Annotated in this window: 20 protein-coding genes and 1 pseudogene; 8 read left to right on the top strand and 13 right to left on the bottom strand. The window is 74.8% G+C overall.

The window, feature by feature from the left end; genetic code table 11:
* Positions 1-167 precede the first annotated feature (167 nt).
* Positions 168-899, bottom strand: a complete 732-nt coding sequence (locus OHA37_RS29070) for a VIT1/CCC1 transporter family protein (protein ID WP_266909515.1) — start codon at positions 897-899, stop codon at positions 168-170.
* A 268-nt stretch (positions 900-1,167) separates the two neighbouring features.
* On the opposite strand from OHA37_RS29070, the gene OHA37_RS29065 reads away from it, so the two are divergent.
* The 7 genes from OHA37_RS29065 (at position 1,168) to OHA37_RS29035 (ending at position 11,406) form a co-directional block, all read left to right on the top strand.
* On the top strand, positions 1,168-2,154 hold the full coding sequence (locus OHA37_RS29065) for an ADP-ribosylglycohydrolase family protein (protein WP_266909514.1): 987 nt from the start codon (positions 1,168-1,170) through the stop codon (positions 2,152-2,154).
* Between the two features lie 1,169 nt (positions 2,155-3,323).
* Complete coding sequence (locus OHA37_RS29060; protein WP_266913174.1) at positions 3,324-4,541, top strand: ADP-ribosylglycohydrolase family protein; 1,218 nt, start codon at positions 3,324-3,326, stop codon at positions 4,539-4,541.
* Positions 4,538-5,725 (top strand): ADP-ribosylglycohydrolase family protein, encoded by a 1,188-nt coding sequence (locus tag OHA37_RS29055; protein ID WP_266909513.1) that lies wholly within the window; start codon positions 4,538-4,540, stop codon positions 5,723-5,725. The genes OHA37_RS29060 and OHA37_RS29055 overlap by 4 nt, the downstream gene beginning before the upstream one ends.
* Before the next feature lie 1,217 nt (positions 5,726-6,942).
* Positions 6,943-8,412 carry an ADP-ribosylglycohydrolase family protein gene (locus OHA37_RS29050; protein ID WP_443046336.1) on the top strand — a complete coding sequence of 490 codons (1,470 nt, stop codon included), beginning with the start codon at positions 6,943-6,945 and terminating at the stop codon, positions 8,410-8,412.
* On the top strand, positions 8,409-9,314 hold the full coding sequence (gene rbsK, locus OHA37_RS29045) for a ribokinase (protein WP_266909511.1): 906 nt from the start codon (positions 8,409-8,411) through the stop codon (positions 9,312-9,314). The genes OHA37_RS29050 and rbsK overlap by 4 nt, the downstream gene beginning before the upstream one ends.
* Positions 9,315-9,412: 98 nt before the next feature.
* Complete coding sequence (locus tag OHA37_RS29040) at positions 9,413-10,588, top strand: CaiB/BaiF CoA transferase family protein (protein ID WP_266913172.1); 1,176 nt, start codon at positions 9,413-9,415, stop codon at positions 10,586-10,588.
* On the top strand, positions 10,585-11,406 hold the full coding sequence (locus tag OHA37_RS29035; RefSeq protein WP_266909510.1) for an HpcH/HpaI aldolase/citrate lyase family protein: 822 nt from the start codon (positions 10,585-10,587) through the stop codon (positions 11,404-11,406). Before OHA37_RS29040 ends, OHA37_RS29035 begins: the two co-directional genes overlap by 4 nt.
* 133 nt (positions 11,407-11,539) lie before the next feature.
* Here the strand turns inward: OHA37_RS29035 and lgt are convergent, their stop codons facing one another.
* From lgt to hisI, 11 genes and pseudogenes are all read right to left on the bottom strand, one after another.
* On the bottom strand, positions 11,540-12,598 hold the full coding sequence (gene lgt / locus OHA37_RS29030) for a prolipoprotein diacylglyceryl transferase (protein WP_266909509.1): 1,059 nt from the start codon (positions 12,596-12,598) through the stop codon (positions 11,540-11,542).
* A gap of 330 nt (positions 12,599-12,928) precedes the next feature.
* Positions 12,929-13,714 (bottom strand): annotated as a pseudogene (locus tag OHA37_RS29025) (DsbA family protein); the annotation flags it as partial.
* A gap of 122 nt (positions 13,715-13,836) precedes the next feature.
* Positions 13,837-14,649 (bottom strand): tryptophan synthase subunit alpha, encoded by an 813-nt coding sequence (gene trpA, locus OHA37_RS29020; RefSeq protein WP_266909508.1) that lies wholly within the window; start codon positions 14,647-14,649, stop codon positions 13,837-13,839.
* Entirely contained in the window at positions 14,646-15,911 is a 1,266-nt protein-coding gene (gene trpB / locus OHA37_RS29015) for a tryptophan synthase subunit beta (protein ID WP_266909507.1), read from the bottom strand. Before trpB ends, trpA begins: the two co-directional genes overlap by 4 nt.
* A gap of 196 nt (positions 15,912-16,107) precedes the next feature.
* On the bottom strand, positions 16,108-16,317 hold the full coding sequence (gene trpM, locus OHA37_RS29010) for a tryptophan biosynthesis modulator TrpM (protein WP_250743802.1): 210 nt from the start codon (positions 16,315-16,317) through the stop codon (positions 16,108-16,110).
* A 9-nt stretch (positions 16,318-16,326) separates the two neighbouring features.
* Complete coding sequence (gene trpC / locus OHA37_RS29005) at positions 16,327-17,136, bottom strand: indole-3-glycerol phosphate synthase TrpC (RefSeq protein ID WP_243330285.1); 810 nt, start codon at positions 17,134-17,136, stop codon at positions 16,327-16,329.
* A 162-nt stretch (positions 17,137-17,298) separates the two neighbouring features.
* Complete coding sequence (locus OHA37_RS29000) at positions 17,299-17,769, bottom strand: DUF2752 domain-containing protein (RefSeq protein ID WP_266909506.1); 471 nt, start codon at positions 17,767-17,769, stop codon at positions 17,299-17,301.
* A gap of 62 nt (positions 17,770-17,831) precedes the next feature.
* Complete coding sequence (locus OHA37_RS28995) at positions 17,832-18,083, bottom strand: HGxxPAAW family protein (RefSeq protein WP_266909505.1); 252 nt, start codon at positions 18,081-18,083, stop codon at positions 17,832-17,834.
* Between the two features lie 179 nt (positions 18,084-18,262).
* The gene (locus OHA37_RS28990) at positions 18,263-18,937 is read right to left on the bottom strand and encodes a TIGR02234 family membrane protein (RefSeq protein WP_266909504.1); all 675 of its coding nucleotides are present in this window, start codon (positions 18,935-18,937) and stop codon (positions 18,263-18,265) included.
* Positions 18,938-18,951: 14 nt separating this feature from the next.
* Positions 18,952-20,442 carry an anthranilate synthase component I gene (locus OHA37_RS28985; protein ID WP_266909503.1) on the bottom strand — a complete coding sequence of 497 codons (1,491 nt, stop codon included), beginning with the start codon at positions 20,440-20,442 and terminating at the stop codon, positions 18,952-18,954.
* Positions 20,443-20,473: 31 nt separating this feature from the next.
* Positions 20,474-20,863: a phosphoribosyl-AMP cyclohydrolase gene (gene hisI, locus OHA37_RS28980; protein WP_266909502.1), complete on the bottom strand. Its 390-nt coding sequence runs from the start codon at positions 20,861-20,863 to the stop codon at positions 20,474-20,476.
* 84 nt (positions 20,864-20,947) lie between these two features.
* Between hisI and OHA37_RS28975 the strand changes: the two genes are divergently transcribed.
* The gene (locus OHA37_RS28975) at positions 20,948-21,580 is read left to right on the top strand and encodes a TIGR03085 family metal-binding protein (RefSeq protein ID WP_266909501.1); all 633 of its coding nucleotides are present in this window, start codon (positions 20,948-20,950) and stop codon (positions 21,578-21,580) included.
* Positions 21,581-21,709: 129 nt separating this feature from the next.
* Here the strand turns inward: OHA37_RS28975 and OHA37_RS28970 are convergent, their stop codons facing one another.
* Positions 21,710-22,936, bottom strand: coding sequence for an MFS transporter (locus OHA37_RS28970; RefSeq protein ID WP_266909500.1), 1,227 nt, complete (start codon positions 22,934-22,936; stop codon positions 21,710-21,712).
* Positions 22,937-22,942 lie beyond the last annotated feature (6 nt).

Here is a 22,942-nt window from a genome sequence, read left to right as displayed (position 1 = left end):
GGACTTTCGCAGGTGTCCGGCATCGGGACACGGGACGAAGGTCCCGGTACGGGGCGGGCCTCATTGCCCGGCGCCCAGGGTCTGATGCCCGGCGGACACAGGATCGAAACCGCCGAGTAACTGACTACTTATGTTGCCTACTGCATAGTGTCTCACTCCCTGCACGGTCAGCCTACGGCTCCACCGATCCAGGTTCCCAGGATGTACGTCACACCCGCGGCCGCGCCACCCAGGACGAGCTGGCGCAGCCCGCTGTACCACCAGGAGCGGGCCGTGACCCGGGAGACCACCGCGCCGCAGGCGAAGAGCCCCACCAGGGCCGCGAGCACCGCGGGCCACAGGACGGTCGCGCCGAGCAGGTAGGGCAGCAGCGGGACGAGCGCGCCGAGCGCGAACGATCCGAAGGAGGACACGGCGGCGACCATCGGCGACGGCAGGTCGTCCGGGTCGATCCCGAGCTCCTCGCGGGCGTGGATCTCCAGCGCCTGCTCCGGGTCGCGGGAGAGCTGCATGGCCACCTCGCGGGCCAGCGCCGGCTCGACGCCGCGCGAGACGTAGAGCTCGGCCAGCTCCTCCATCTCGTCGATGGGGTGCTTGCGCAACTGCTGGCGCTCTATGTCCAGTTCGGCGAGCACGAGCTCGCGCTGCGAGGCGACCGAGGTGTACTCCCCCGCCGCCATGGAGAAGGCTCCGGCGGCGAGGCCGGCCAGGCCGGTGACGACGATGACGTGCGGGGCGACGGCGCCGCCGGCCACACCGGTCATCAGCGCGAGGTTGGAGACGAGCCCGTCCATCGCACCGAAGACCGCCGGGCGCAGCCATCCGCCGTTGACGTCACGGTGGGTGTGGTTGGTGCGGTGGGCGGTGTGAAGCGGCGCTTCGATATCGATGATGGACATTCCGGCTATCTCCCCTTTTGTACGAGTGGGTGCACAGAGCTGTGCCATGGACGACGCGCGGACACCCACTCCCCCTGAACACCTCGAAACTACGCACGATTTTTGCCGCCCGCCAGCAAGGAAGGCCGTACTTACCTGGGGTTTTGGGGATCGGCGACCGGGTGACGGGGACCTGCGGCGGGTGTTTCGCGACGAGCGACAAACCACATGCCATGGCACAAATCCCCCAAGGGCTCAATATGAGTCCCATCAAGTGGAGAGGCGCGCCATGGAGCTGATTGCATGCAATCCGCAGGTCCTCCTCGAACGGGCCCGGGGCGCTCTTCTCGGACTCGCGGTGGGTGACGCGCTGGGCGCCCCCGCGGAGAACATGAAGCCCTCGGAGATCCGGGCGAAGTGGGGCCGGATCGAGGGCTTCGTCTCGGACGACCCGGCGGGCACGGACGATACGGAGTACGCGATCTTCTCGGGCCTGCTGCTGGCCCGACACGGGTCGGCGCTGACGGTCGCCCACGTCGAACGGGCGTGGCACCACTGGATCGCGGACCTGGACGAAGGCCCGTTCCGCGGTGCGGGCTTCTCGGAACGCGGCACCCTGGAGAACCTCCGCCGGGGGCTGGCGGCCCCCATCTCCGCCCAGCACCGGCACGCCTGGTCGGACGGTCTGGCCATGCGGGCGGCCCCCTTCGGCGTCTTCGCGGCGGGCCGCCCGGCCGAAGCCGCCCGGCTCGTCGCCATCGACGGCTGCGTCAGCCACGACGGCGAGGGCATCTACGGCGGCCAGGCCGTCGCGGCCGGGGTCGCCGCGGCGATGGCCGGGGGCTCCGCGGCCTCCGTCATCTCGGCGGCCCTCTCCGTCATCCCCTCCGACTCCTGGACGGCCCGCTCCCTGCGCCGGGCCGTGACGGCCGCCCCGCGCGGCGAGCGGGCGGTCCGCTCGGCGGTGGTCATCGGCGGCTACCCCTGGACGGACCTGGCCCCCGAGGCGGTCGGCCTCGCCTTCGGCGCGTTCGCCGCGTGCGGCGGCGACTTCGCCTCCTCGGTCCTCATGGCGGTCAACATGGGCCGCGACGCGGACACCACGGCGGCCGTGGCGGGCGCGCTCGCCGGCGCCATGTCCGGCGCCCCCGCCATCCCGGCCGCCTGGTCCTCGGTGATCGGCCCGGTCCGCGGAAGCTGCCTCCCCTCGATGCGCGGCTACCACGTCCTGGACATCGCGGACCTCCTCACCCCGGAAACCGAGACCCCCCGATGACCCTGACTCCGACCACCCCGCCCCCCACCACCCCGCTTCCCACCAACCCGCCTCCCCCACACGACACCGCACCCGAGAAGGCCACCCGCCAGGACGCCGCGCGGGCCGACGCCCGGTCTGAGCGGGCCCCGGAGGACGGCACCCTGACCCGGCCGGCCGACGGCCGGGAGGCCGCTCGGGCCGACGGCCGGGAGGCCGCTCGGGCCGACGCCCGGGAGGCCGCTCGGACCCCGGAGGGCGACACCCCGACCGGGCCGGCCACCCGCCAGGACGCCGCGCGGCCCGACGCCCGGTCTGAGCGGACCCCGGGGGACGACACCCTGACCCGGCCGGCCGACGACCGGGAGGCCGCTCAGCCCGACGCCCGGACCGAGCGGACCCCGGAGGACGACACCCTGACCAGGCCGGCCGACGACCGGGAGGCCGCTCGGACCCGGGAGGGCGACACCCCGACCGGGCCGGCCACCCGCCAGGACGCCGCTCGGGCCGACGCCCGAACCGAGCGGACCCCGGAGGACGACACCCCGACCCGGCCCGCCGACGGCCGGGAGGCGGGCGGGGCCGTCGCCCCCGCGGGCGGTCGCCCCGAGCCCGCCCGGGGCCCGGGGATCGCCGGTACGCCGGTGCCCGGGTTCCTCCGCGCCGCGACCGCCGCCCCCGGGCCGGCGGAGGCACCGGCGCCGGTCCGGGGGCCCGGGGGCCTGCCCCCGGTTTCGGGAAGGGGCGGGTACGGGGAGAGTCCCCCCGCCCCGGAGCCGGCCCCCACCGGGCACGACGCCCCGCCTCGCACGCAGCCCCGTACCGCCGGCGCGGTGGTGGTGGACGCGCCCGGCCGGGGAACCGGGGGCGACACCCCGCCCCGGAAGGGGACCGCCTCCGGCCGGGACGCCCCGGCGACCGGCGCCGCGAGCGGGACCGCGCGGCCCGGCACCGCCCCGGCGGAAGCCACGCCGGGCCCGGACGGCACCCCGCCCCGCACGGCGGCCCGCAGCGCCCCGCCAGGGGCCTGGACCAACCCCGGCCCCGCGGCCCGCACCGCCCCGGCGGAGGTCACGGGCGGCCCGCTCACCGCCCCGTCAGGACCCGCCGACGCCCCGCCCCACACGTCCCCGCCGGGACCCGCGCCGCGGGACGCGCAGCCCCGTACGGCCACGGCCACGGCCACGGCCATCGCCACCGCCACCGCCGAGCCCCGTACCGCGCCGGCCCCCGGGCCCGCCCCCGAAGGGCCCCGCCGGATCGAGGGGCTGCTGCTCGGGCTCGCCGCGGGCGACGCCGCCGGGTGGCCCGCCGCCCGCCACCGGGCCAGCCGCATGCCCGAGTGGACCCGCCGCCTCACCCGCGAGCTCGACACCTTCGCCGAGCAGAACGCCACCACCACCCTCCCCGTCCCCATCGCCCTCAACCAGCCCCCGGAGCCGCTGCGCCTCGGCCCCTCCGACGACGCCGAGTGGGCCGCCTTCGCCGCCGAGTCCGTCCTCACCGCCGCCGGCGTGCTGCTCAGCGACCTCTCCCGGTCCCGCCGCATGCGCGCCGCCATCGACCTGGCCTGGAACGCCCTGGCCAGCGAGGTCGCCGCGGCGGCGGAACGCGCGCCCGAGGTCGAGTCCGCCGTCCTGCCCCTGCGCGCCCGGATCTCCGTCCGCGCCGGCCTCGGCAACCTCGCCGCCGGCCTGCGCCCGCCCGCCACCGGCCACGACAACCCGCACTACTTCGACGACGCCGCCTGCATCCGGGCCTGCGTCCTGGCCGTCGTCCATCCCGGGGACCCCGAGGCCGCCGCGGACCTCGCCGAGTTCGACGCCCGCTACACCCAGGACGGCGACGGGGTCCACGGCGCCCGCGCCATGGCCGCCGCCATCGCCACCGCCCTCGCGAGCACCGGAACCTGCACCGCCTCCGACACCGACGCCGCCGTCGACGCCGCCCTCGCGCAGCTGCCGGAGTCCACCGAGATCGGCCGCAACGCCCGGCACGCGGTGAAACTCGCCCGCGCCGAGACGGCCGCGACCGGCGGGGCCTTCGCCATCGTCCCGCTCCTGGAGCACCAGATCGTCGACCACGTCTACAGCTACGGGATCGCCGCCGCGGAAACCGTCCCCGTGGCCCTCGCCCTCGCCACCGCCGCCCGCGGCCGGGTCGGCGAGGCGGTCCCGGCCGCCGCCTGCCTGTCGCGCGTCGCGGACTCCGCCCCCGCCCTCGCCGGCGCGCTGACCGGCGCCCTCGGCGGCGGCGACTCGCTCCCCGCCGCCTGGCGCGAAGCGTGCCGCACCCTCTCCGGCTGCGCCCTCCCCCGCCTGGCGGGCACCGACCTCGTCGAACTGGCCGCACTGCTCACCCGTACGGAACTCACCTCACCCAAGCCCCAAGGAAAGCCCCGGACATGACGACCCTGACCCCCTTCCCCCAGAGCACCTCGACCCCCACCTCCCCCTCCCTGGACGACCGGATCACCGGCGCCCTCGTCGGCGCGGCCGTCGGCGACGCGCTGGGCGGCCCGGTGGAGGGCTGGACCCCGGAACAGATCGTGGAGCGGCACGGCGGCCGGGTGCGCGGCATCGTCGGCCCGTGGCACGAGGACTGGCGCACCGCCCGCCCGATCGCGCCGTACCACAAGGGCGACGGCCACGTCACCGACGACACCCTGATGACGCACGCGCTGGTACGGGTCTACGAGGCCGTACGGGACCACCTGGACGCGTACGCGATCGCCGAGCACCTGGTGCCGGACCTGATGACGGTCCCCCGCTGGATCCCGGAACTGGAGGCGGACGCCCTCCCCCTCCAGCGGATCTTCCTCGCCGAGAAGTGGATCGTGACCCGGCTGCACTACGCCCACGCGGACCCGCGGGAGGCGGGCAACGGCAACATCGTCAACTGCGGCGCGGCGATGTACATGGCGCCGGTCGGGCTCGTCAACGCGGGCAATCCGGCCGGGGCGTACGCGGAGGCGCTGGACGTCACGGGCGCGCACCAGTCCTCGTACGGGCGGGAGGCGGCGGGCGTGTTCGCGGCGGCGGTGGCGGCGGCCTGCGTGCCGGGTGCGACGGCGGCCTCGGTGGTCGAAACGGCCCTTTCCCTGGCCAAGGACGGCACCCGCGCGGCCATCGCGGCGGTGTGCGAAGTCGCCGCCCGCCACCGGGACTTCGAGTCGGCGCTGGCCCCCCTGCGGGCGGCGGTCGCCCCGTACGACTCGGTCGGCCCGGACTACCGCGCCCCCTCCCTGGGCGCACGGCGCCCCTCGCGCCTGCACTCCATCGAGGAACTCCCGGTGGCGCTCGGCATGCTGCTCGTCGCCGACGGCTGCTACGAGACCTCCGTGCTCGGCGCGGTCAACTACGGCCGGGACTGCGACTCCATCGCGACCATGGCCGGTGCGATCGCGGGCGCCCTGTCGGGCGGGGCCGCGGTCCCGCCCGCCTGGGCGGACCGGGTCGCGGAGGCCAGCCGCCTGGACCTGCGCGCCCCGGCGTCGGCTCTGGCCTCGGTGACCCGGGAGATCTTCACCCGCGACCACTCCCGCCGCCGCACCCACGAGGCCGCCTTCGCCACCCTGACGGCCCCCCGATGACCCCCACTTGGCCGGCGCCGCCCCCCTCCCCCGCCCGGGCCACACCGACGGCCCCGCCAACGCCCACCTCCCCGCCCCCGCCCCCGCCCGGGGACCCGAGCACCCACGCACCCCGGCCGCCTTCCCCAACCCAGGCCACACTCGCGGCCCCGCCAACACCCACCTCCCCACCCCCGCACGGGGACCCGAGCACCCACGCACCCCGGCCGCCTTCCCCAACCCAGGCCACACCCGCGGCCCCGCCAACACCCACCTCCCCGCCCTCGGGCCCGGCCCCGGGCCTGGGCCACCACGGAGCCACGGGAGCAGGGACGCCCGGCTCGGCCCCGCCTGCGCCCGCCTCCGACCCGGGCCGGGCCGGGGGCGGGGCCGGGGGCGGGAATTCCCCCACCCCGCCCCTTCCCGAAACCAGGGGCGAGCCCCTGGACCCCGTGCCCCCGGGTCCGCCCGCCCCTAACGGCGTACCGGCCCCCACCCCCGGACCGGACCGGCCCGCCCCGAACGACCGGACGAGCCCCACCCCCGGACCGGGTCGGCCCGCCCCGAACGGTGAAACGGCCCCCACCCCCGGACCCGGACGGCCCGCCCCGAACGACGAGACGGGCCCCGTCCCCGGACCCGGACGGTCCCCCCAGAGCGGCGGAACGGCCCCGCCACCCGGATCCGGGCCCGGCGGGCCCGTCCGGCTCACCTGGGTGCAGCCCGAGGATCTGGTCGGCCACGAGTTCCGGCAGGCCGCCGAGGACGGCCGCGGAGAGGCTGCGGAGCCGCTGCTGCGCGTCTGGCTGGCGGCGGGCGGCCACCTCGCGCCGGCCCGGGCGGGCGCCTCCCCCACCCCGGCCCCGCCGGAACTCCGAGCCCTGGCCACCGACCTCCTGACGGCCCTGGCGGCCCTCCCCTCACCCCCCGAACCAGGTGGAGACGGCTCCGGTGACCCGGGGTCCAGGGGCCTGCCCCTGGTTTCGGGAAGGGGCGGGGCGGGGGAACCCTCCCTCACCCCGCCCCACCGCCCAGAACCCGAGGCCGAGGCCGAGGCCGGGGCCGGGGCCGGGGCCGCGCCCAGAGCCGGAGCCGAGGCCGTGCCACAGACCGGGGCCGCACCCAAGTCCGTACCTGAGGCCGGACCCGCGCCTGAGGCCGGGGCCGGGACCGGACCCGCGCCTGAGGCCAGGACCGGCACCGCGCCTGAGACGGAGTCCGTGCCCAAGGCAGAGTCCATGCCCGGGGCCGGGTCCCGGACCGTGCCCCAGGCCGAGAGCGGACCCAGGGCCGAGGCCGGACCCAGGGCCGAGGCCGGACCCAGCGCCGAGGCCGGACCCAGCGCCGAGGCCGGACCCAGCGCCGAGGCCGGACCCAGCGCCGAGGCCGGACCCAGCGCCGAGGCCGGACCCAGGGCCGAGGCCGGACCCAGGGCCGAGGCCGGACCCAGGGCCGAGAGCGGCCCCAGCGCCGAGAGCGGCCCCAGCGCCGAGGCCGGACCCAAGGCCACGCCTGCCCCCGGGCCCGGCCCCGAGGCCACACCCGAGGCCCGACCCGAGGCCCGACCCGGGTCCCGACCCGGGTCCCGACCCGGCGCCGGCTTCGCAGGGGCCCGGCCGGGACCGGCCGCCCAGGACACCGCCCTGCGGCGGCGGCTGGAGGCCGCATGGCTCGGCCGCGCCGTCGGCTGCGTCCTCGGCAAGCCCGTGGAGAAGCTCCCCCTGCACGGGATCCGCACCCTGGCCCGGGCCGCCGGAAACTGGCCCCTGGCCGACTGGTTCACCGAACGCGGCGTACCACCGGAGGTACTCGCCGCCCACCCCTGGAACCGCCGCTCCGCACCCACCTCCCTCGCCGAGAACATCGACGGCACCCCCGAGGACGACGACCTCAACTACCCCCTCCTCGGGCTGCTCCTCCTCCAGCGCCACGGCAAGGGCTTCACCACCGCCGACGTCGGCCGGCTGTGGCTCGACGAGCTCCCGGCCGGCCGTACGTTCACGGCCGAGCGGGTCGCGTACCGCAATCTCCTCCAGGGGCTGGAGCCCCCGGCGACCGCCACCCACCACAACCCCTTCCGCGAATGGATCGGCGCCCTGATCCGCGCCGACGTCCACGGCTGGACCAACCCGGGCGCCCCGGCCGCCGCCGCGGCCCAGGCGTACCGGGACGCCGCCCTCACCCACACCGGCAACGGCGTCCACGCCGCCACGTTCGTGGCCGCCGCCACCGCCACCGCGGCCACCGGCCGGGCCGACGTGCACACCGCGCTCCGGGCCGGCCTGGCCGTCGTACCGCCCCGCTCCCGCCTCGCCGAGGCCGTCCGCTTCGGGATCCGGACGGCCTGCGACGCGCACGCCACCGCCGCCGACTTCGATACCGTCGTGGACCTGCTCCACGCCCGCTACGGCCACTACCACTGGGTCCACGCCGTTCCCAACACCGCCGTGATCGCCGCCGCCCTCACCCACGCCGACGGGGACTTCACCCACTCCGTCTGCCGCGCCGTCTCCGGCGGCTGGGACACCGACTCCAACGGCGCCACCGCGGGCGCCCTCGCCGGACTGATCGCCGGCTCCCCCGACGCCATCCCGCACCGCTGGACCGCCCCGCTGAAGAACCGCCTCGCCACCACCGTCCCCGGCTTCGACGGCATCGGCTTCGACACCCTCGCCCACCTCACCGCACAGGAGGCAGCCCGCTCATGACGGCCATCGCCGTGCTCGGCAGTACCAACATGGACCTCGTCGCCTACGTCTCCAAGGCCCCCCGCCTCGGGGAGACCGTCACCGGCCGCGAGTTCCGCACCGTTCCCGGCGGCAAGGGCGCCAACCAGGCCGTCGCCGCGGCCCGCTGCGGCGCGGAGGTGGTGATGATCGGTGCGGTCGGGGCCGACGAGTTCGGCGTACGGCTGCGCTCCGCGCTCGCCGGCGCAGGGGTGGAGACGGCGGCCCTGCGCACCGTCGAGGGCGCCAGCGGCACCGCGCACATCACCGTGGACGACGAGGGCGGCAACAGCATCATCGTCATCCCCGGCGCCAACGCCCGCGTCACCTCCCTGGAACCGGGCGACGACGCCCGCATCGGCGCCGCCGACTCCCTGCTCCTCCAGCTCGAACTGCCCCTGGAGGCCGTGCTCGCCGGCGCGCTCGCCGCCCGCGCGCACGGTGTCCGGACCATCCTCACCCCGGCCCCCGCCCAGCCGCTGCCCGCCGAACTCCTCGCCGCCACCGACCTGTTGGTCCCCAACGAGCACGAGGCCGCCGCGCTCACCGGGCTCACCGACGTCCGCCTGGCCGCGGCGGCCCTGCTCCAGGACGTGCCGGAGGTGGTCGTCACCCTCGGCGCGGCCGGGGTGCTGTACGCCGCCCGCGGCAGCGAGCCGCGGACCGTGCCCGCGCCGCGCGTACGGGCCGTGGACACCACCGCCGCCGGGGACACCTTCGTCGGCGCGCTCGCCGTGGCCCTGGGCGAGGGCCGGCCGATGCCCGAGGCCCTGAGCTGGGCCTCGGCAGCCGCCGCCCTGTCCGTACAGCGCCCCGGCGCCCAGGACTCGATGCCGACCCGCTCCCAGACCGACACCTTCGCCCGCTCCGGAGCCGCCTCGTGACCCCCACCGGCCAGCACACCACCGCGACGGGGGCCGGGCCCGGGACCGACCCCGAAACCGAACCCGAAACCGGCACCGGCGCCCCCTCCCTCCCGCCCCTGCGCGGGCTCCGCGTCCTCGATCTCGCCACCCTCTTCGCCGGTCCCCTCGCCGCCACCCTCCTCGGCGACTTCGGCGCCGAGGTCGTCAAGGTCGAGCACCCGACCCGCCCCGACCCCTCCCGCGGCCACGGTCCCGCCAAGGACGGCATCGGCCTCTGGTGGAAGCTGCTCGGCCGCAACAAGCGGACGATGACCCTCGATCTGTCCAGGCCCGGCGGCCGGGACACCCTGCTGCGCCTGGTCGCCACCGCCGACGTGGTGATCGAGAACTTCCGCCCCGGAACCCTGGAGCGCTGGGGTCTGGGCTGGCCCGAGCTGTCCGCCGCGAACCCGCGGCTGATCCTGACCCGCGTGACGGCCTTCGGCCAGGAGGGCCCGTACGCCCACCGTCCCGGCTTCGGCACCCTCGCGGAGGCGATGAGCGGCTTCGCGGCGATCACCGGGGAGCCGGAGGGGCCGCCGACCCTGCCGCCGTTCGGGCTCGCGGACTCGATCGCGGCGCTGACCACCGCGTACGCCGTGATGGCGGCGCTCGCCGGGCGGGACCGCACCGGACACGGGCAGGTGGTGGACCTGGCGATCATCGAACCGATCCTGACCGTTCTGGGCCCGCACCCGCTCTGGTACGACCAGCTCGGCTACGTCCAGCCGCGCACCGGAAACCGCTCCACCAACAACGCGCCCCGCAACACGTACCGCAGTCTGGACGGCCGCTGGCTGGCGGTCTCCACCTCCGCCCAGTCCATCGCCGAGCGCGTGATGCGGCTCGTGGGCCGGCCGGAGCTGATCTCCGAGCCGTGGTTCGCGTCGGGTTCCGGCCGGGCCGCTCACGCGGACGTGCTCGACGAGGCGGTCGGCGGCTGGATCGCCCGCCACAAGGCGGACGAGGTGACGGCCGCCTTCGAGGAGGCCCAGGCCGCGGTCGCGCTGGTCTACGACGTACGGGACGTCATGGCCGATCCGCAGTACGCGGCCCTGGACACCATCACCGAGGTCGAGGATCCGGAGCTGGGCCCGATCCGCATGCAGAACGTCCTGTTCCGGCTCTCGCAGACCCCGGGCTCGATCCGCTGGGCGGGCCGCCCGCACGGCGCGGACACCGATGCCGTCCTCGCCGAGATCGGCCTCTCCCCCGCCGAGGTCAGCGCCCTCCGCACGGAGGGGGCGCTGTGATCCTGACCTGGCTCTACGTACCCGGCGACCGCCCCGAGGTGGTGTCGAAGGCCCTGCACGCGGGGGCCGACGCCGTCATCGTGGACCTGGAGGACGCGGTGTCGGCCTCCCGCAAGGAGTACGCCCGCGCCGCCACCGCCGAACGGCTCGGCGACCGGCATCCGGTACCGGTCCACGTCCGCGTCAACGCCCTGGACTCCCCCTGGGGCGGCGCCGACCTCAGCGCGCTGGGCGGGCTCCCGGGACTCGCCGGACTGCGGCTGCCGAAGATCTCCTCGCCGGAGCAGATCGTCGCCACCGCCGACCGCACCCCCGGGGTGGCCCTGTACGCCCTGCTGGAATCGGCGATCGGCGTGGAACGGGCCTACGAGATCGCCCGCGCGCACCCCGCCCTGCGCGGCCTGTCCCTGGGCGAGGCGGACCTGCGGGCCGACCTGGGCGTCACCGCGGAGTCGGGCCTGGACTGGCCGCGCTCCCGGGTGGTGGTCGCGGCCCGCGCGGCCGGGCTGGCGCCGCCGGCCCAGTCGGTGTTCCCCGACATCCGGAACCTGGAGGCACTGGCGGCCTCCTGCGCCCGGGGCCGCGCCCTCGGCTTCCTGGGCCGCGCGGCGATCCACCCGCGCCAGCTCCCGGTGATCGAGCGGGCCTACCTGCCCGGCCCGGCGGAGGTCAGCGCCGCCGAGGAGATCGTGGCCGCGGCCCGCCGCACCCCGGGCGCGGTGGCCCTCCCCGACGGCCGCTTCGTCGACCCGGCGATGCTGGCGGGCGCGGAACGGGTCGTGGCCCTGTCCCGCCGCGACGCACCGGTGCTGTCCTGACGGTGGCCGCCCGCCCCGGGCACGGGGCCCGCCGGCCCGCCGGCGGCGCGGCCCCGCGCCACCCGGCGCACGCGAAACGGGAGGGGCGCCGCGCGGTGTGCGCGACGCCCCTCCCGTTCGACCGTTGCTCCGGTCAGAGCTTCTTGGCCCCGGGGGCCTCGGCCTTGCCGTCGGCTCCGCCCTCGGCGGCGACTTCGTCCCCGGCCTCGGCGGCGACCTCACCCGCGGGCTTGTCCCCGTCCTTGGCGCCGGTCTCGTCCTCGGTCTTGTCCTTGGCCTCGGCGTCGGACTTGGCCTCGGACTTGGCCTCGTCGCCCTCGGCTGCTCCGTCCCCGGCCGGGGTGTCCCCGTCCTTGGCGCCGGCCACGGCGCCGGCGTCAGCGTCCGGTTCGACGACCTCCTCGCGGCCCGGCCGCAGCTTCGCCGACAGCACCAGGTAGACCACGGCGAGCACGAACACGACGATCGAGGTCCAGACGTTGAGCCGCAGGCCGAGGATGTGGTGGGCCTCGTCGACCCGCATGTACTCGATCCAGCCGCGCCCCACGCAGTACGCGGCGACGTACAGCGCGAACGCCCGCCCGTGTCCGAGCTTGAAGCGGCGGTCGGCCCAGATCACCAGCAGGGCGACACCGACGCACCACAGGGACTCGTAGAGGAAGGTCGGGTGGTAGGTCCCGGCGACCCGGTTCGGGCCGTCGGTGATCTCCACCGCCCACGGCAGATCGGTGGCGCGGCCGTACAGCTCCTGGTTGAACCAGTTGCCCCAGCGTCCGCAGGCCTGGGCCAGCGCGATGCCGGGAGCCAGGGCGTCGGCCCAGGCCGGCAGCGGGATGCCCCGCCGGCGACAGCCGATCCAGGCACCGACCGCGCCCAGCGCGATGGCGCCCCAGATGCCGAGGCCGCCCTCCCAGATCTTGAAGGCGTCGACCCAGTCACGGCCCTCGCCGAAGTAGAGCTGGTAGTCGGTGATCACGTGGTAGAGGCGACCGCCGACCAGGCCGAACGGCACCGCCCACACGGCAATGTCCGCGACCGTGCCCGGCTTACCGCCGCGCGCGATCCAGCGCTTGTTGCCGAGCCAGACGGCGACGAAGACGCCGATGATGATGCAGAACGCGTAGCCGCGCAGCGGGATCGGCCCGAGATGGAGCACGCCCGTCGACGGACTGGGAATGAAGGCAAGGTTCATGGCAAGAGCCGACGCTACCTTGCCGGACGGTGGGGACCGCAACCCGCCCGGCAAGCTGCTCCCGAATCGAGACGGCCCTCAGTGGTCCATGGGCATCCCGGCGTGGTCCGGGGAGGCGTCGGCGGAGCCCGAACCGGCCGTGGCCGACCGTCCCGCCGAGCGTGCCGAAGAGGCCTGGGCCGAGGGCGCGGCCGAGCGGCCGGAGGAGGCCTTCGCCGAGCCGGAAGCGGAAGCGGACGCGGACGGCGCCCCGGACCCGGTTCCGGACTTGGACTTGGCCGGGGAGCCGGATGCCGACGGGGACGGGGAGCCCTTGACTCCGCCCGGGCCGCCCTTGCCGGCCGCCTCCACCTTCTCCTTCAGCTTCTGCGGGGTCAGCGGGTTGGCCTGGTCCCCGAAGATGTCCTTGCCGTCGAGCAGCACGGTCGGGGTCCCGCGGAACTTGCCCGTGCGGAAGGCGTCCTGCGACTTGTTCACCCAGCTGTCGTGCGTCCCGTCCTCGACGCACGTGCGGAACTCGGCGGTGTCCAGTCCGTCGACCTTCCCGGCGAGCTCCAGCAGCTTGGCGTTCTTGCCGTAGGCGTCGTTGGTCTCCTCGGGCTGGTTGTCGAAGAGCACGTCGTGGTACGGGGCGAACTTCCCGGAGTCCTGTGCGCAGGCGGCCGCGTTGGCGCTCTTGAGCGAGCCGGTGCCGCCCATGTTCCCGTCGATCAGGGTGACGAGGTGGTACTCGACCTTGAGGAGGCCCTTGGCCTCCAGCTCGTGGATGGTGTCCCGGTAATTGGTCTCGAAGGCCTTGCAGGCCGGGCAGCGGAAGTCCTCCCACACGGTCAGCGTGGAGGGGGCCTCGCCCTTGCCGGTCTGGATGGCGAGCGCGTCCTTGCCCGTGGCTCCGGACGGGGCGACCAGCGGGCCGCCCTTGGCGGAGGAGCCGCCCTTGCCGGCGTTCGCCGCGATCAGGCCGACGACGGCCGCCAGCCCGAGTACGCCGACCACCGCCGCCGACACGACGAGGGTCCGCCGGCGCTTGTCCCTCGCCTTCTGCTTCTCGCGCTCCACCTGGAGTCGCTCGCGGGCCGATCGTTTCGTCGCATCGCGGTTCGCACCGTCGTTCATGTCGCTCACGTTCGGCCAAACGAAGCAGGGAGGCACTCTCGTGCCTCCCTGCCCCTACTTCCACCCGATCGGGCTACAGAACCCGCTCAGGGGTCCGGCTGCCCGATCGAACGCGCACCCCGTCAGCTCCGGCGTACGCCCTCGGCGAGCTCGCCCGCCAGCGCCTTGACGGCGGCCAGCCCGGCGGGCAGGTCCGGCGCGTCGAGCAGCAGCTTCACGAAGGCGGAGCCGACGATCACGCCGTCGGCGAAGCCTGCGACCTCCTTGGCCTGGGCGGCGTTGGAGACGCCCAGTCCCACGCAGACCGGCAGGTCGCTGGTGGCGCGGGTACGGCGCACCAGGTCGGCGGCCTGGTTGCCGACGGACTCGCGGGTGCCGGTGACACCCATGAGGGACGCGGCGTAGACGAAGCCGGAGCCGGCCGCCGTGATGGTGGCGAGGCGCTCGTCCTTGCTGCTGGGAGCCACGACGAAGACGGTCGCGAGACCGTGCTTGGCCGCGTGCTCGCGCCACAGCGCGGACTCCTGGACCGGCAGGTCGGGCAGGATGCAGCCCGCGCCGCCCGCCTCGGCGAGCTCGGCGGTGAACCGCTCGACGCCGTAGCGGTCGATGGGGTTCCAGTACGTCATGACCAGGATCGGGGCCCCGGTCGCCTCGTACGCCTCGCGGACCGTCCGCAGCGTGTCGGCGATCTTGACACCGCCGCGCAGGGCGATGTCGTCGGCCGTCTGGATGATCGCGCCGTCCAGGACCGGGTCGCTGTGCGGGAGGCCGATCTCGACCACGTCCGCGCCGCCGGCGATGACGGCCTTGACGGCCTCGATGGCGCCGTCGACGGTCGGGAAGCCGGCCGGGAGGTAGGCGACGAGGGCCGCGCGGTCCTCGGACTTCGCCTTCGCGAGGGTCGCCGACAGGAGTTCGATGGTGCCGCTCACTTGGTCTCCCCCTCGGTGCTGCCGGTGGTCTCTGCGTCGTACAGGTCGAAGTAGCGGGCGGCGGTGTCCATGTCCTTGTCGCCGCGGCCGGAGAGGTTGACGACGAGCAGGCCGTCCTTGCCCAGTTCCTTGCCGAGGTCCAGGGCGCCCGCGAGGGCGTGTGCGGACTCGATGGCCGGGATGATGCCCTCGGTGCGCGAGAGCAGCCGCAGGGCCTGCATCGCCTGGTCGTCGGTGACCGCGCGGTACTCGGCGCGGCCCGCGTCCTTGAGGTAGGAGTGCTCGGGGCCGATGCCCGGGTAGTCCAGACCGGCCGAGATGGAGTACGGCTCGGTGATCTGGCCCTCCTCGTCCTGCAGGACGTAGGAGCGCGATCCGTGCAGGATGCCGGGCTCGCCCGCGGTCAGGGTGGCCGCGTGCTCGCCGGTTTCCACACCGTGTCCGGCGGGCTCGAAGCCGACCAGGCGGACGCCGGCGTCCGGGATGAAGGCGTGGAAGAGGCCGATGGCGTTGGAGCCGCCGCCCACACACGCCGCGACGGCGTCGGGGAGGCGTCCGGCGCGCTCCAGGATCTGGCGGCGGGCCTCGACGCCGATGACCCGGTGGAAGTCGCGGACCATGGCGGGGAAGGGGTGGGGGCCGGCGACCGTACCGAAGAGGTAGTGGGTGCGGTCCACGTTGGCGACCCAGTCGCGGAACGCCTCGTTGATGGCGTCCTTGAGCGTCCGGGAGCCGGACTTCACCGCGATGACCTCGGCGCCCAGCATGCGCATCCGGGCCACGTTCAGGGCCTGGCGCTGGGTGTCGATCTCACCCATGTAGATGGTGCACTCGAGGCCGAACAGGGCGCAGGCGGTGGCGGTGGCCACGCCGTGCTGGCCGGCGCCGGTCTCGGCGATGACGCGGGTCTTGCCCATGCGCTTAGTGAGCAGCGCCTGGCCCAGCACGTTGTTGATCTTGTGCGAGCCGGTGTGGTTCAGGTCCTCGCGCTTGAGGAAGATCCGCGCGCCGCCTGCGTGCTCGGCGAACCGGGGCACCTCGGTGAGGGAGCTGGGGCGGCCGGTGTAGTTGACCATCAGGTCGTCGAGCTCGGCCGCGAAGGCCGGGTCGCCCTTGGCCTTCTCGTACTCGACGGCGACCTCGTCCACGGCGGCGACGAGCGCCTCCGGGATGAACTTGCCGCCGAAGTCGCCGAAGTAGCCCTCGGCGTTGGGGATGTGACCCTCGGGGTCCGGGATGAAGAAACTGCTGGCGCTGGACATGCCCAGGTACTCCTACGGATGCGACGCGGATGTCTTCACCGTATTGCGCCGTCCGCCCCGGGCGCGCACACCCCGCTGGGGCATGGGCGTACGAGGGTGCGGAGCGGCCCGCCCCGGAGCCGGCGGCTCGGGGGACGGACCGTAAGAGGACGCCGACGGACACGGGTGTACGACGTACACCGTCCGGCGGGCCTCGTTACGACGCGACTCCGGGTCGCCATCGCATGCCGTTGACCTGACCGGGCTCGGAGCCGATCACGTACCGGACCCGCCGCCCCCGCACGCGCCGGGCCGGGGCGCGGCAGCCGCGAGGGCGGCAGCCGCGCGCCAGGGGCGCGTGCGCCGTCGGCACACCGGCCAGGCCGGAGCCCGGTCGGGTGCGGACGGAGGGGCGGTTTCGGGCCATCGGTGCGGGTCAGCTCCGCCCGTGGCGCAGGGCGGGGTGGGCGCCGGCGGCGACGAGGTCGGCCACGGCCGACTTCGGGTCGCGGCCGGTCACCAGGGACTCCCCGACGAGGACGGCGTCGGCGCCCTCGTTCGCATAGGCGATCAGGTCGTGCGGCCCGCGGATGCCGGACTCGGCAACCTTGACGATGTGGGCCGGGATCTCTCCGACGACGCGCTCGAAGGTGGAGCGGTCGACCTTGAGGTCCTTGAGGTTGCGGGCGTTGACGCCGATGATCTTGGCGCCGGCGGCGACCGCGCGCTCCACTTCCTCCTCGTCGTGGACCTCGACGAGCGGGGTGAGACCGATGGACTCGGCCCGCTCGATGAGGGAGACGAGGGCCTCCTGCTCCAGGGCCGCGACGATCAGCAGCACGAGGTCGGCGCCGTAGGCGCGGGCCTCCCACAGCTGGTACGCCGTGACGATGAAGTCCTTGCGCAGGATCGGGATGTCCACGCGGGCGCGGACGGCCTCCAGGTCGGCCAGCGAGCCACCGAAACGACGCTGCTCGGTGAGGACGGAGATGACCGCCGCACCGCCCGCTTCGTAGTCGGCGGCGAGCCCGGCCGGATCGGCGATGGCGGCCAGCGCACCCTTGGAGGGGCTGGAGCGCTTGACCTCGCAGATCACCTTGACGCTGTCGCCGCGCAGGGCAGCGACGCCGTCCTTGGCCTGGGGCGCCTTGGCGGCACGCTCCTTGAGCTCGTCGAGGCTGACGCGCGCCTGCCGTTCGGCAAGGTCTTCGCGGACCCCTTCGATGATCTCGTCGAGCACACTCACGCGAGCGGCCCCCTTCCGGGTCGATGACGGTCGGCCGCCTTGCAGACACGTACAACTGCAAGGTCAGCAGTTCAAATGGTATCCGCAGGACGCCTTGCCCTCCGCACGCGGTTGACGGCGTCCCATTAAATGGACATTCGGAATCTTTACTTCAGCTACACCTCAGGGCGCCAGGAAAGAGCCCATGGGCAGGTTCCGGACAACCGAGAAGACCAAGGCCACAGCGCCGATCCCCCACCAGTACACCGGCCGTACGACGAGCCTCGGGGCCGGTACCCCCCGGTAGGCGCGAACCAGCCACAGGACCATGAAGCCGGCGAAGAAGAAGTACCCGGCGACCGCCAGGGCATTTGCCCCGATAGCTGTCACGAGATCGCCATGGGCGAACGCGTGCGCGCTCCGCAGCCCTCCGCAGCCGGGGCACAGGACCCCGGTCAGCCGGAACAGCGGGCAGGCCGGATAGTGCCCTGGTTCGTTCGGATCCACGGTCCCCACGTACGCGAGGGCCGCGGCGGCCGCGCCCAGCGTGAGCGCCGGACGCACCAGCCGGCCGGCCCGGGAGACGGGCGCGGGAGGCGGTGCGAGATCGGTCGTTCCGGAGGAGGCGTCCACCCGCTGATTCTCTCCGCTCATGACAAAAGGCGCAGCCCGACAGGGCCGCGCCTTTCGAAAACCACGTGCCGGCTACCGCCTGGTCAGACCTTGGCGGCGACGCGGTTCGCGGCGATGACCTCGGCGAGGTCCTGGTGCGCGGCCTTCGGTGCGCCCATGCCCGCGGCCTTCATCGCCGCGCCCACGACACCGCCGATGGCGACGACGACGAGGCCCGCGTAGAAGCCCAGCGGGTTCGCCAGCACCATGAAGGCACCGGAGATGCAGAAACCGATGACTGCGATGGTGACACCGGTCCAGGCGGCCGGGGTGTGTCCGTGGCTAGTGCCCGCCATGAGTTGCTCCTCGTACTCGGGTGTGCTCTGTCGCACGCCGCACGTGCTGTGTCGAACGGCGCTCTGCCGAACGCTCGCTGGTCATTGTCCCGTACCAGGCGGCGGCCTCGTTCACGGGGTCGGCTCCGGGTCCGGGGATTCGGGGCCGGGGATTCGGGTCCCGGGTCAGGAGGCGGGGTTCAGGGGGCCGGGTCCGGGCCGGTGGGGTCCTCGCCCCGGTCCAGAGCCTTCCACAAGTCCTCCGGCCGGTCCGGGTCCACCACGGCCGCCTTGCGGGGGCGCGGGCTTCCGTCGCGCTCGTAGCGGCCGCCCATCGTGGGCCAGGTGCTCCCGAAGCGCAGAGCCAGCAGTCCGGCCAGCAGGATCAGCGCCCCGCCGGCGGCCGTCACGTAGGGCCAAGCCGTGTGGGTCAGGCCGGCCACGTGGGCCGCGGTGTCGGCCGTCGTACGGGCCGCCTGCGCGTCCAGGGCGCGCCGGCCGTCCGCGTTGGCCAGGGCGGCGGCCCCGGCGCCCAGGCCGCTCAGGGCGAGCAGCGCCGAGACCAGCAGCCGGCTCCTGCCGCGGACGGCGAAGACGGCGACCAGGGCGGCGAGCCCGACGATGGCCAGCGCGGCGGGCAGGCCGGTGACGGCCCGCCCGTCGGCGGTCACCGGCAGCGAGCCGCCGCCGATGGCGGCGACGCCCCGGGCCCAGACGCGGCCGGAGGCGAGCAGGACGACGGTGGCGCCGAGGGCGCCGAGCAGCAGGGCGACGGCCACGCTGCGGCGGCCGCCGCGGCCCGAGGGGGCCTCGGGCTCGGCGGCGGCATCGGCGTCTTCGGTTCGGGGCGGGGGTACGGCACTCACGTACCCCACTATCCCCTACGGGTTCAGGCGCCGTGGAGGCGGTTCGCCGCTGCCACCGCGCGGAGCACCGCGGCGGCCTTGTTGCGGCACTCGGCGTCCTCCAGCTCGGGCACCGAGTCGGCGACGACCCCGGCGCCGGCCTGGACGTACGCCTTGCCGTCGCGCAGCAGCGCGGTGCGGATGGCGATGGCGGTGTCGGAGTCCCCGGCGAAGTCGAGGTAGCCGACGCAGCCGCCGTAGAGCCCGCGGCGGGTGGGCTCCAGCTCCTCGATGATCTGCATGGCGCGCGGCTTGGGCGCCCCGGACAGGGTGCCGGCCGGGAAGCAGGCGGTGAGCACGTCGAAGGCGGTCTTCCCCTCGGCGACCCGCCCGGTGACGGTGGAGACGATGTGCATGACGTGCGAGTACCGCTCGATGCTCATGAAGTCGACGACCTCCACCGATCCCGGCTCGCAGACCCGGCCGAGGTCGTTGCGGCCGAGGTCGACGAGCATGAGGTGCTCGGCGCGCTCCTTGGGGTCGGCCAGCAGCTCGTCGGCGAGCTCGTTGTCCTGCTGCGGGGTGGCGCCCCGGTGCCGGGTGCCGGCGATGGGGTGGACCATGGCCCGCCCGTCCTCGACCTTGACCAACGCCTCGGGGCTGGACCCGACGACGTCGAAGCCGTTCTCGAAGCGGAAGAGGTACATGTACGGGGACGGGTTGGTGGCCCGCAGCACCCGGTACACGTCGAGCGCGGAGGCGCTGCACGGGGTCTCGAACCGCTGCGAGGGCACCACCTGGAAGGCCTCTCCGGCCCGGATCCGCTCCTTCACGTCCTCCACGGCGGCCTGATACTTCTCGCCGCCCCACAGGGCCGAGTACTCCGGGAGTTCGGAGTCGGGCAGCGGCATCGGCGCGTAGGGGGCGGGCCGCGCGAGGTCGGCCTCCATGGCGTCGAGGCGCGCGACGGCGTCCGCGTACGCCTCGTCCACGCCCGCGGCGAGGTCGTTGTGGTTGATGGCGTTGGCGATGAGCTGGACGGTGCCGTCCCAGTGGTCCAGGACCGCCAGGTCGGAGGTGAGCAGCATCGTCAGCTCGGGGAGCTGCAGGTCGTCCTCGGTGTGCTCGCCGATGCGTTCCAGGCGGCGCACGATGTCGTAGCCGAGGTAGCCGACCATGCCGCCGGTGAAGGGCGGCATGCCGGAGGCCAGGTCCCGGGGGGTGTGCAGGGCCTCCACGGTCTGCCGCAGGGCCTCCAGGGGGTCGCCGGAGGTCGGGACGCCGACGGGCGGGGTGCCGATCCAGTGGGCCTCGCCGTCCCGGACGGTGAGGGTGGAGGCGCTGCGGACGCCGACGAAGGAGTAGCGCGACCAGGAGCGGCCGTTCTCGGCGGACTCCAGGAGGAATGTCCCGGGGCGTTCTGCGGCCAGCTTGCGGTAGAGCCCGACGGGCGTGTCCCCGTCCGCCAGCAGCTTGCGGCTGACGGGGATGACGCGGCGGTCGGCCGCGAGCTTGCGGAACGTCTCAAGATCCATGGCGTGGGACCTTACTTGTGATCGGCTTCGGCTATTCGGCTTCGGCGGTGGGGCCGGAGGGACCGGCCAGGGGGAGCACGTCGGCATCGAAACACGTCCGGGCACCGGTGTGGCAGGCCGCGCCGACCTGGTCCACCTGGACGAGCACGGTGTCGGCGTCGCAGTCGAGCGCGACGGACTTCACGTGCTGGAAGTGGCCGGAAGTGTCGCCCTTCACCCAGTACTCCTGACGGCTGCGCGACCAGTACGTGCAGCGGCCGGTGGTCAGGGTGCGGTGCAGGGCCTCGTCGTCCATCCAACCGAGCATGAGCACCTCACCGGTGTCGTACTGCTGGGCGATGGCCGGGACCAGACCGTCCGCGGCGCGCTTGAGGCGGGCGGCGATGGCGGGATCGAGGGAGGACGTACTCATGGGAGCCATTGTGCCGGGCCGGGGGGACGATCATGGATCCCTGTCCGCCTGATGGGCAGGCACCGGGCGGGTTCCGGCCGTAGGCTGGCCCGCATGTCTACCCATGCGAAGCGTGAACGACTGCTGCTGGCCGACCTGTTGGAGTCGGCGGGCCCGGAGGCGCCGACACTGTGCGACGGCTGGCGGACCCGGGAGCTCGCCGCGCACGTGGTGGTCCGGGAGCGTCGCCCGGACGCGGCGGGCGGACTGCTGCTGAACGTGCTGAAGGCGCGCCTGGACAAGGCGATGGAGGAGTACGGGGCCAAGCCGTACGAGGAACTCATCCAGCTGATCCGGACCGGCCCGCCGAAGATGTCCGTCTACTCGCTGAAGCAGATCGACGAGCTGGCGAACGCGGTGGAGTTCTACGTCCACTCCGAGGACGTCCGCCGGGCCCAGCCGGACTGGTCCCCGCGCGCCCTGGACCCGGTCTTCTCCGACTCCCTCTGGTCCCGCCTGGAGAAGCTCGCCCGGCTGACGGGCCGCCGCTCCCCCGTGGGCCTGGTCCTGCGCCGCCCGAACGGCCAGACGGCGGTGGCGCACAAGGGGGCGCCGGTGGTGACGGTGACGGGCGAGCCGGGAGAACTGACCCTGTTCTGCTTCGGCCGCCAGGACGCTGCCGCGGTGGAACTGGACGGCCCGAAGGAGGCCATCGCGAAGCTCACGGCGGCGCAGCTGGGCGTGTGATGCCTTCCTGACGCGGGACTCCGTCCGGCGGTGGGCGGGCGGCGGTGTCGCCCCTGCCGTCGCGGCTCGGGGCCCGGTGGGCGGGTGCGGCCGGGTCGGCCCTGCGGGGAGGGGACGGCCCCGCAGGGCTCAGGCCAGGGCGAGTTCCGCGCGGCGGACCGCGGGGGCCGAGGTGCCGACTATCGCGCCCGCCATGCTCACCGCCGCCCCGGCGAGGAAGACCGGGGTCACGCCCCACACATCGGCGGCGAAGCCGAAGACGGGGTAGGCCAGCGGGGCCAGGCCGACCGCCGTGAAGGCCATCACGGAGCTGACCCGCCCCAGGTAGGAGGGGTCCGTGGCCGTCTGGATGAGGGCGATGGCCAGGCCGCCGCAGATCCCGCAGACCAGCCCCGTCAGCACGGCCAGCCCCACCGCCACCGGCAGGTTCGGCGCCAGCACGAGGCCGCCGATGCCCGCCGAGCCGATGATCAGGGTGAGGTTCTGGATCGCCCCGGCCCGCGGGAACCTCGGGATCAGGGTCAGCACCAGCGCGCTCGACGCCGCGCCCAGGCCCATCCCGCCGATGATCCAGCCGACCCCGCCCGGCCCCCAGCCACGCTCTTCCGAGACCAGGATCAGCCCCAGCGTCATCGGCGCGGACGTGCCGAGCTGGCTCAGTGCTCCGGACAGGACCAGGGGCCCGATCAGCCCGTGCCGCCGGATGTAGGCGAGTCCCGAGCGGAGCTGCCCCCAGAGGCTCTCCCCGGGCGGGGGCGCCGAGCCGGGGTCCGGAGCCGGCAGCGGGGCGATCCGTACCGCGATCAGCAGTACCAGCGACACCCCGAACAGCGCCGAGGCCACCGCGAAGGCCGATGCCGGCCCGCCCAGCCCCATCGCCAGCCCCGCCACCGGCGGCCCGGCGGTGTGCCCGACGCGTTCGGCGAGGCTGCGCAGCCCCTGGACCCGTACCAGCTGCCCGGGCCCCGCGATCCGCGGCGGCAGCGCGCCGACGGCCGGCATGAACAGCGCGTCCACGATGCCGAAGACCAGCGCGACGAGCACCAGGACCCACAGGCCCGGGGAGCCGAGGGCCAGGACGAGCGCCAAGGCCAGGACGACGCCACACCTCACCGCGTCGGAGGAGATGACCACGAGCCGGGGCCCGAAGCGGTCGGCGATCACCCCGCCGCCCAGCATGAGCAGGGCCCTCGGTATCGCGCCGACCGCCATCACCAGGCCGACCTCGGCCGGGCCGGCCGTCTGGGCGGCCGCCCAGCCGAGGGCGAGGAAGTAGACCCCGTCCCCGACGAGCGAAGCCCCGTAGGCGGCCAGCCAGCGCAGGACATTGGCGTCCCGCCAGACGTTCCCGTTCACTGCGAG

This window comes from Streptomyces sp. NBC_00335 (assembly GCF_036127095.1).
Taxonomy (GTDB): Bacteria; Actinomycetota; Actinomycetes; order Streptomycetales; family Streptomycetaceae; genus Streptomyces.
Note: the sequence above shows the minus strand (reverse complement) of the source record. Positions and strands in the feature narration are given on the sequence as shown.

Excerpts from the sequence above, each read along its gene's own strand:
- OHA37_RS29070 (WP_266909515.1), bottom strand. The coding sequence starts at position 899 with ATGTCCATCATCGATATCGAAGCGCCGCTTCACACCGCCCACCGCACC.
- OHA37_RS29065 (WP_266909514.1), top strand. The coding sequence starts at position 1,168 with ATGGAGCTGATTGCATGCAATCCGCAGGTCCTCCTCGAACGGGCCCGG.
- OHA37_RS29055 (WP_266909513.1), top strand. The coding sequence starts at position 4,538 with ATGACGACCCTGACCCCCTTCCCCCAGAGCACCTCGACCCCCACCTCC.
- OHA37_RS29050 (WP_443046336.1), top strand. The coding sequence starts at position 6,943 with ATGCCCGGGGCCGGGTCCCGGACCGTGCCCCAGGCCGAGAGCGGACCC.
- rbsK (WP_266909511.1), top strand. The coding sequence starts at position 8,409 with ATGACGGCCATCGCCGTGCTCGGCAGTACCAACATGGACCTCGTCGCC.
- lgt (WP_266909509.1), bottom strand. The coding sequence starts at position 12,598 with ATGAACCTTGCCTTCATTCCCAGTCCGTCGACGGGCGTGCTCCATCTC.
- trpB (WP_266909507.1), bottom strand. The coding sequence starts at position 15,911 with ATGTCCAGCGCCAGCAGTTTCTTCATCCCGGACCCCGAGGGTCACATC.
- trpM (WP_250743802.1), bottom strand. The coding sequence starts at position 16,317 with ATGGCCCGAAACCGCCCCTCCGTCCGCACCCGACCGGGCTCCGGCCTG.
- OHA37_RS29000 (WP_266909506.1), bottom strand. The coding sequence starts at position 17,769 with ATGAGCGGAGAGAATCAGCGGGTGGACGCCTCCTCCGGAACGACCGAT.
- OHA37_RS28995 (WP_266909505.1), bottom strand. The coding sequence starts at position 18,083 with ATGGCGGGCACTAGCCACGGACACACCCCGGCCGCCTGGACCGGTGTC.
- OHA37_RS28985 (WP_266909503.1), bottom strand. The coding sequence starts at position 20,442 with ATGGATCTTGAGACGTTCCGCAAGCTCGCGGCCGACCGCCGCGTCATC.
- hisI (WP_266909502.1), bottom strand. The coding sequence starts at position 20,863 with ATGGCTCCCATGAGTACGTCCTCCCTCGATCCCGCCATCGCCGCCCGC.
- OHA37_RS28975 (WP_266909501.1), top strand. The coding sequence starts at position 20,948 with ATGTCTACCCATGCGAAGCGTGAACGACTGCTGCTGGCCGACCTGTTG.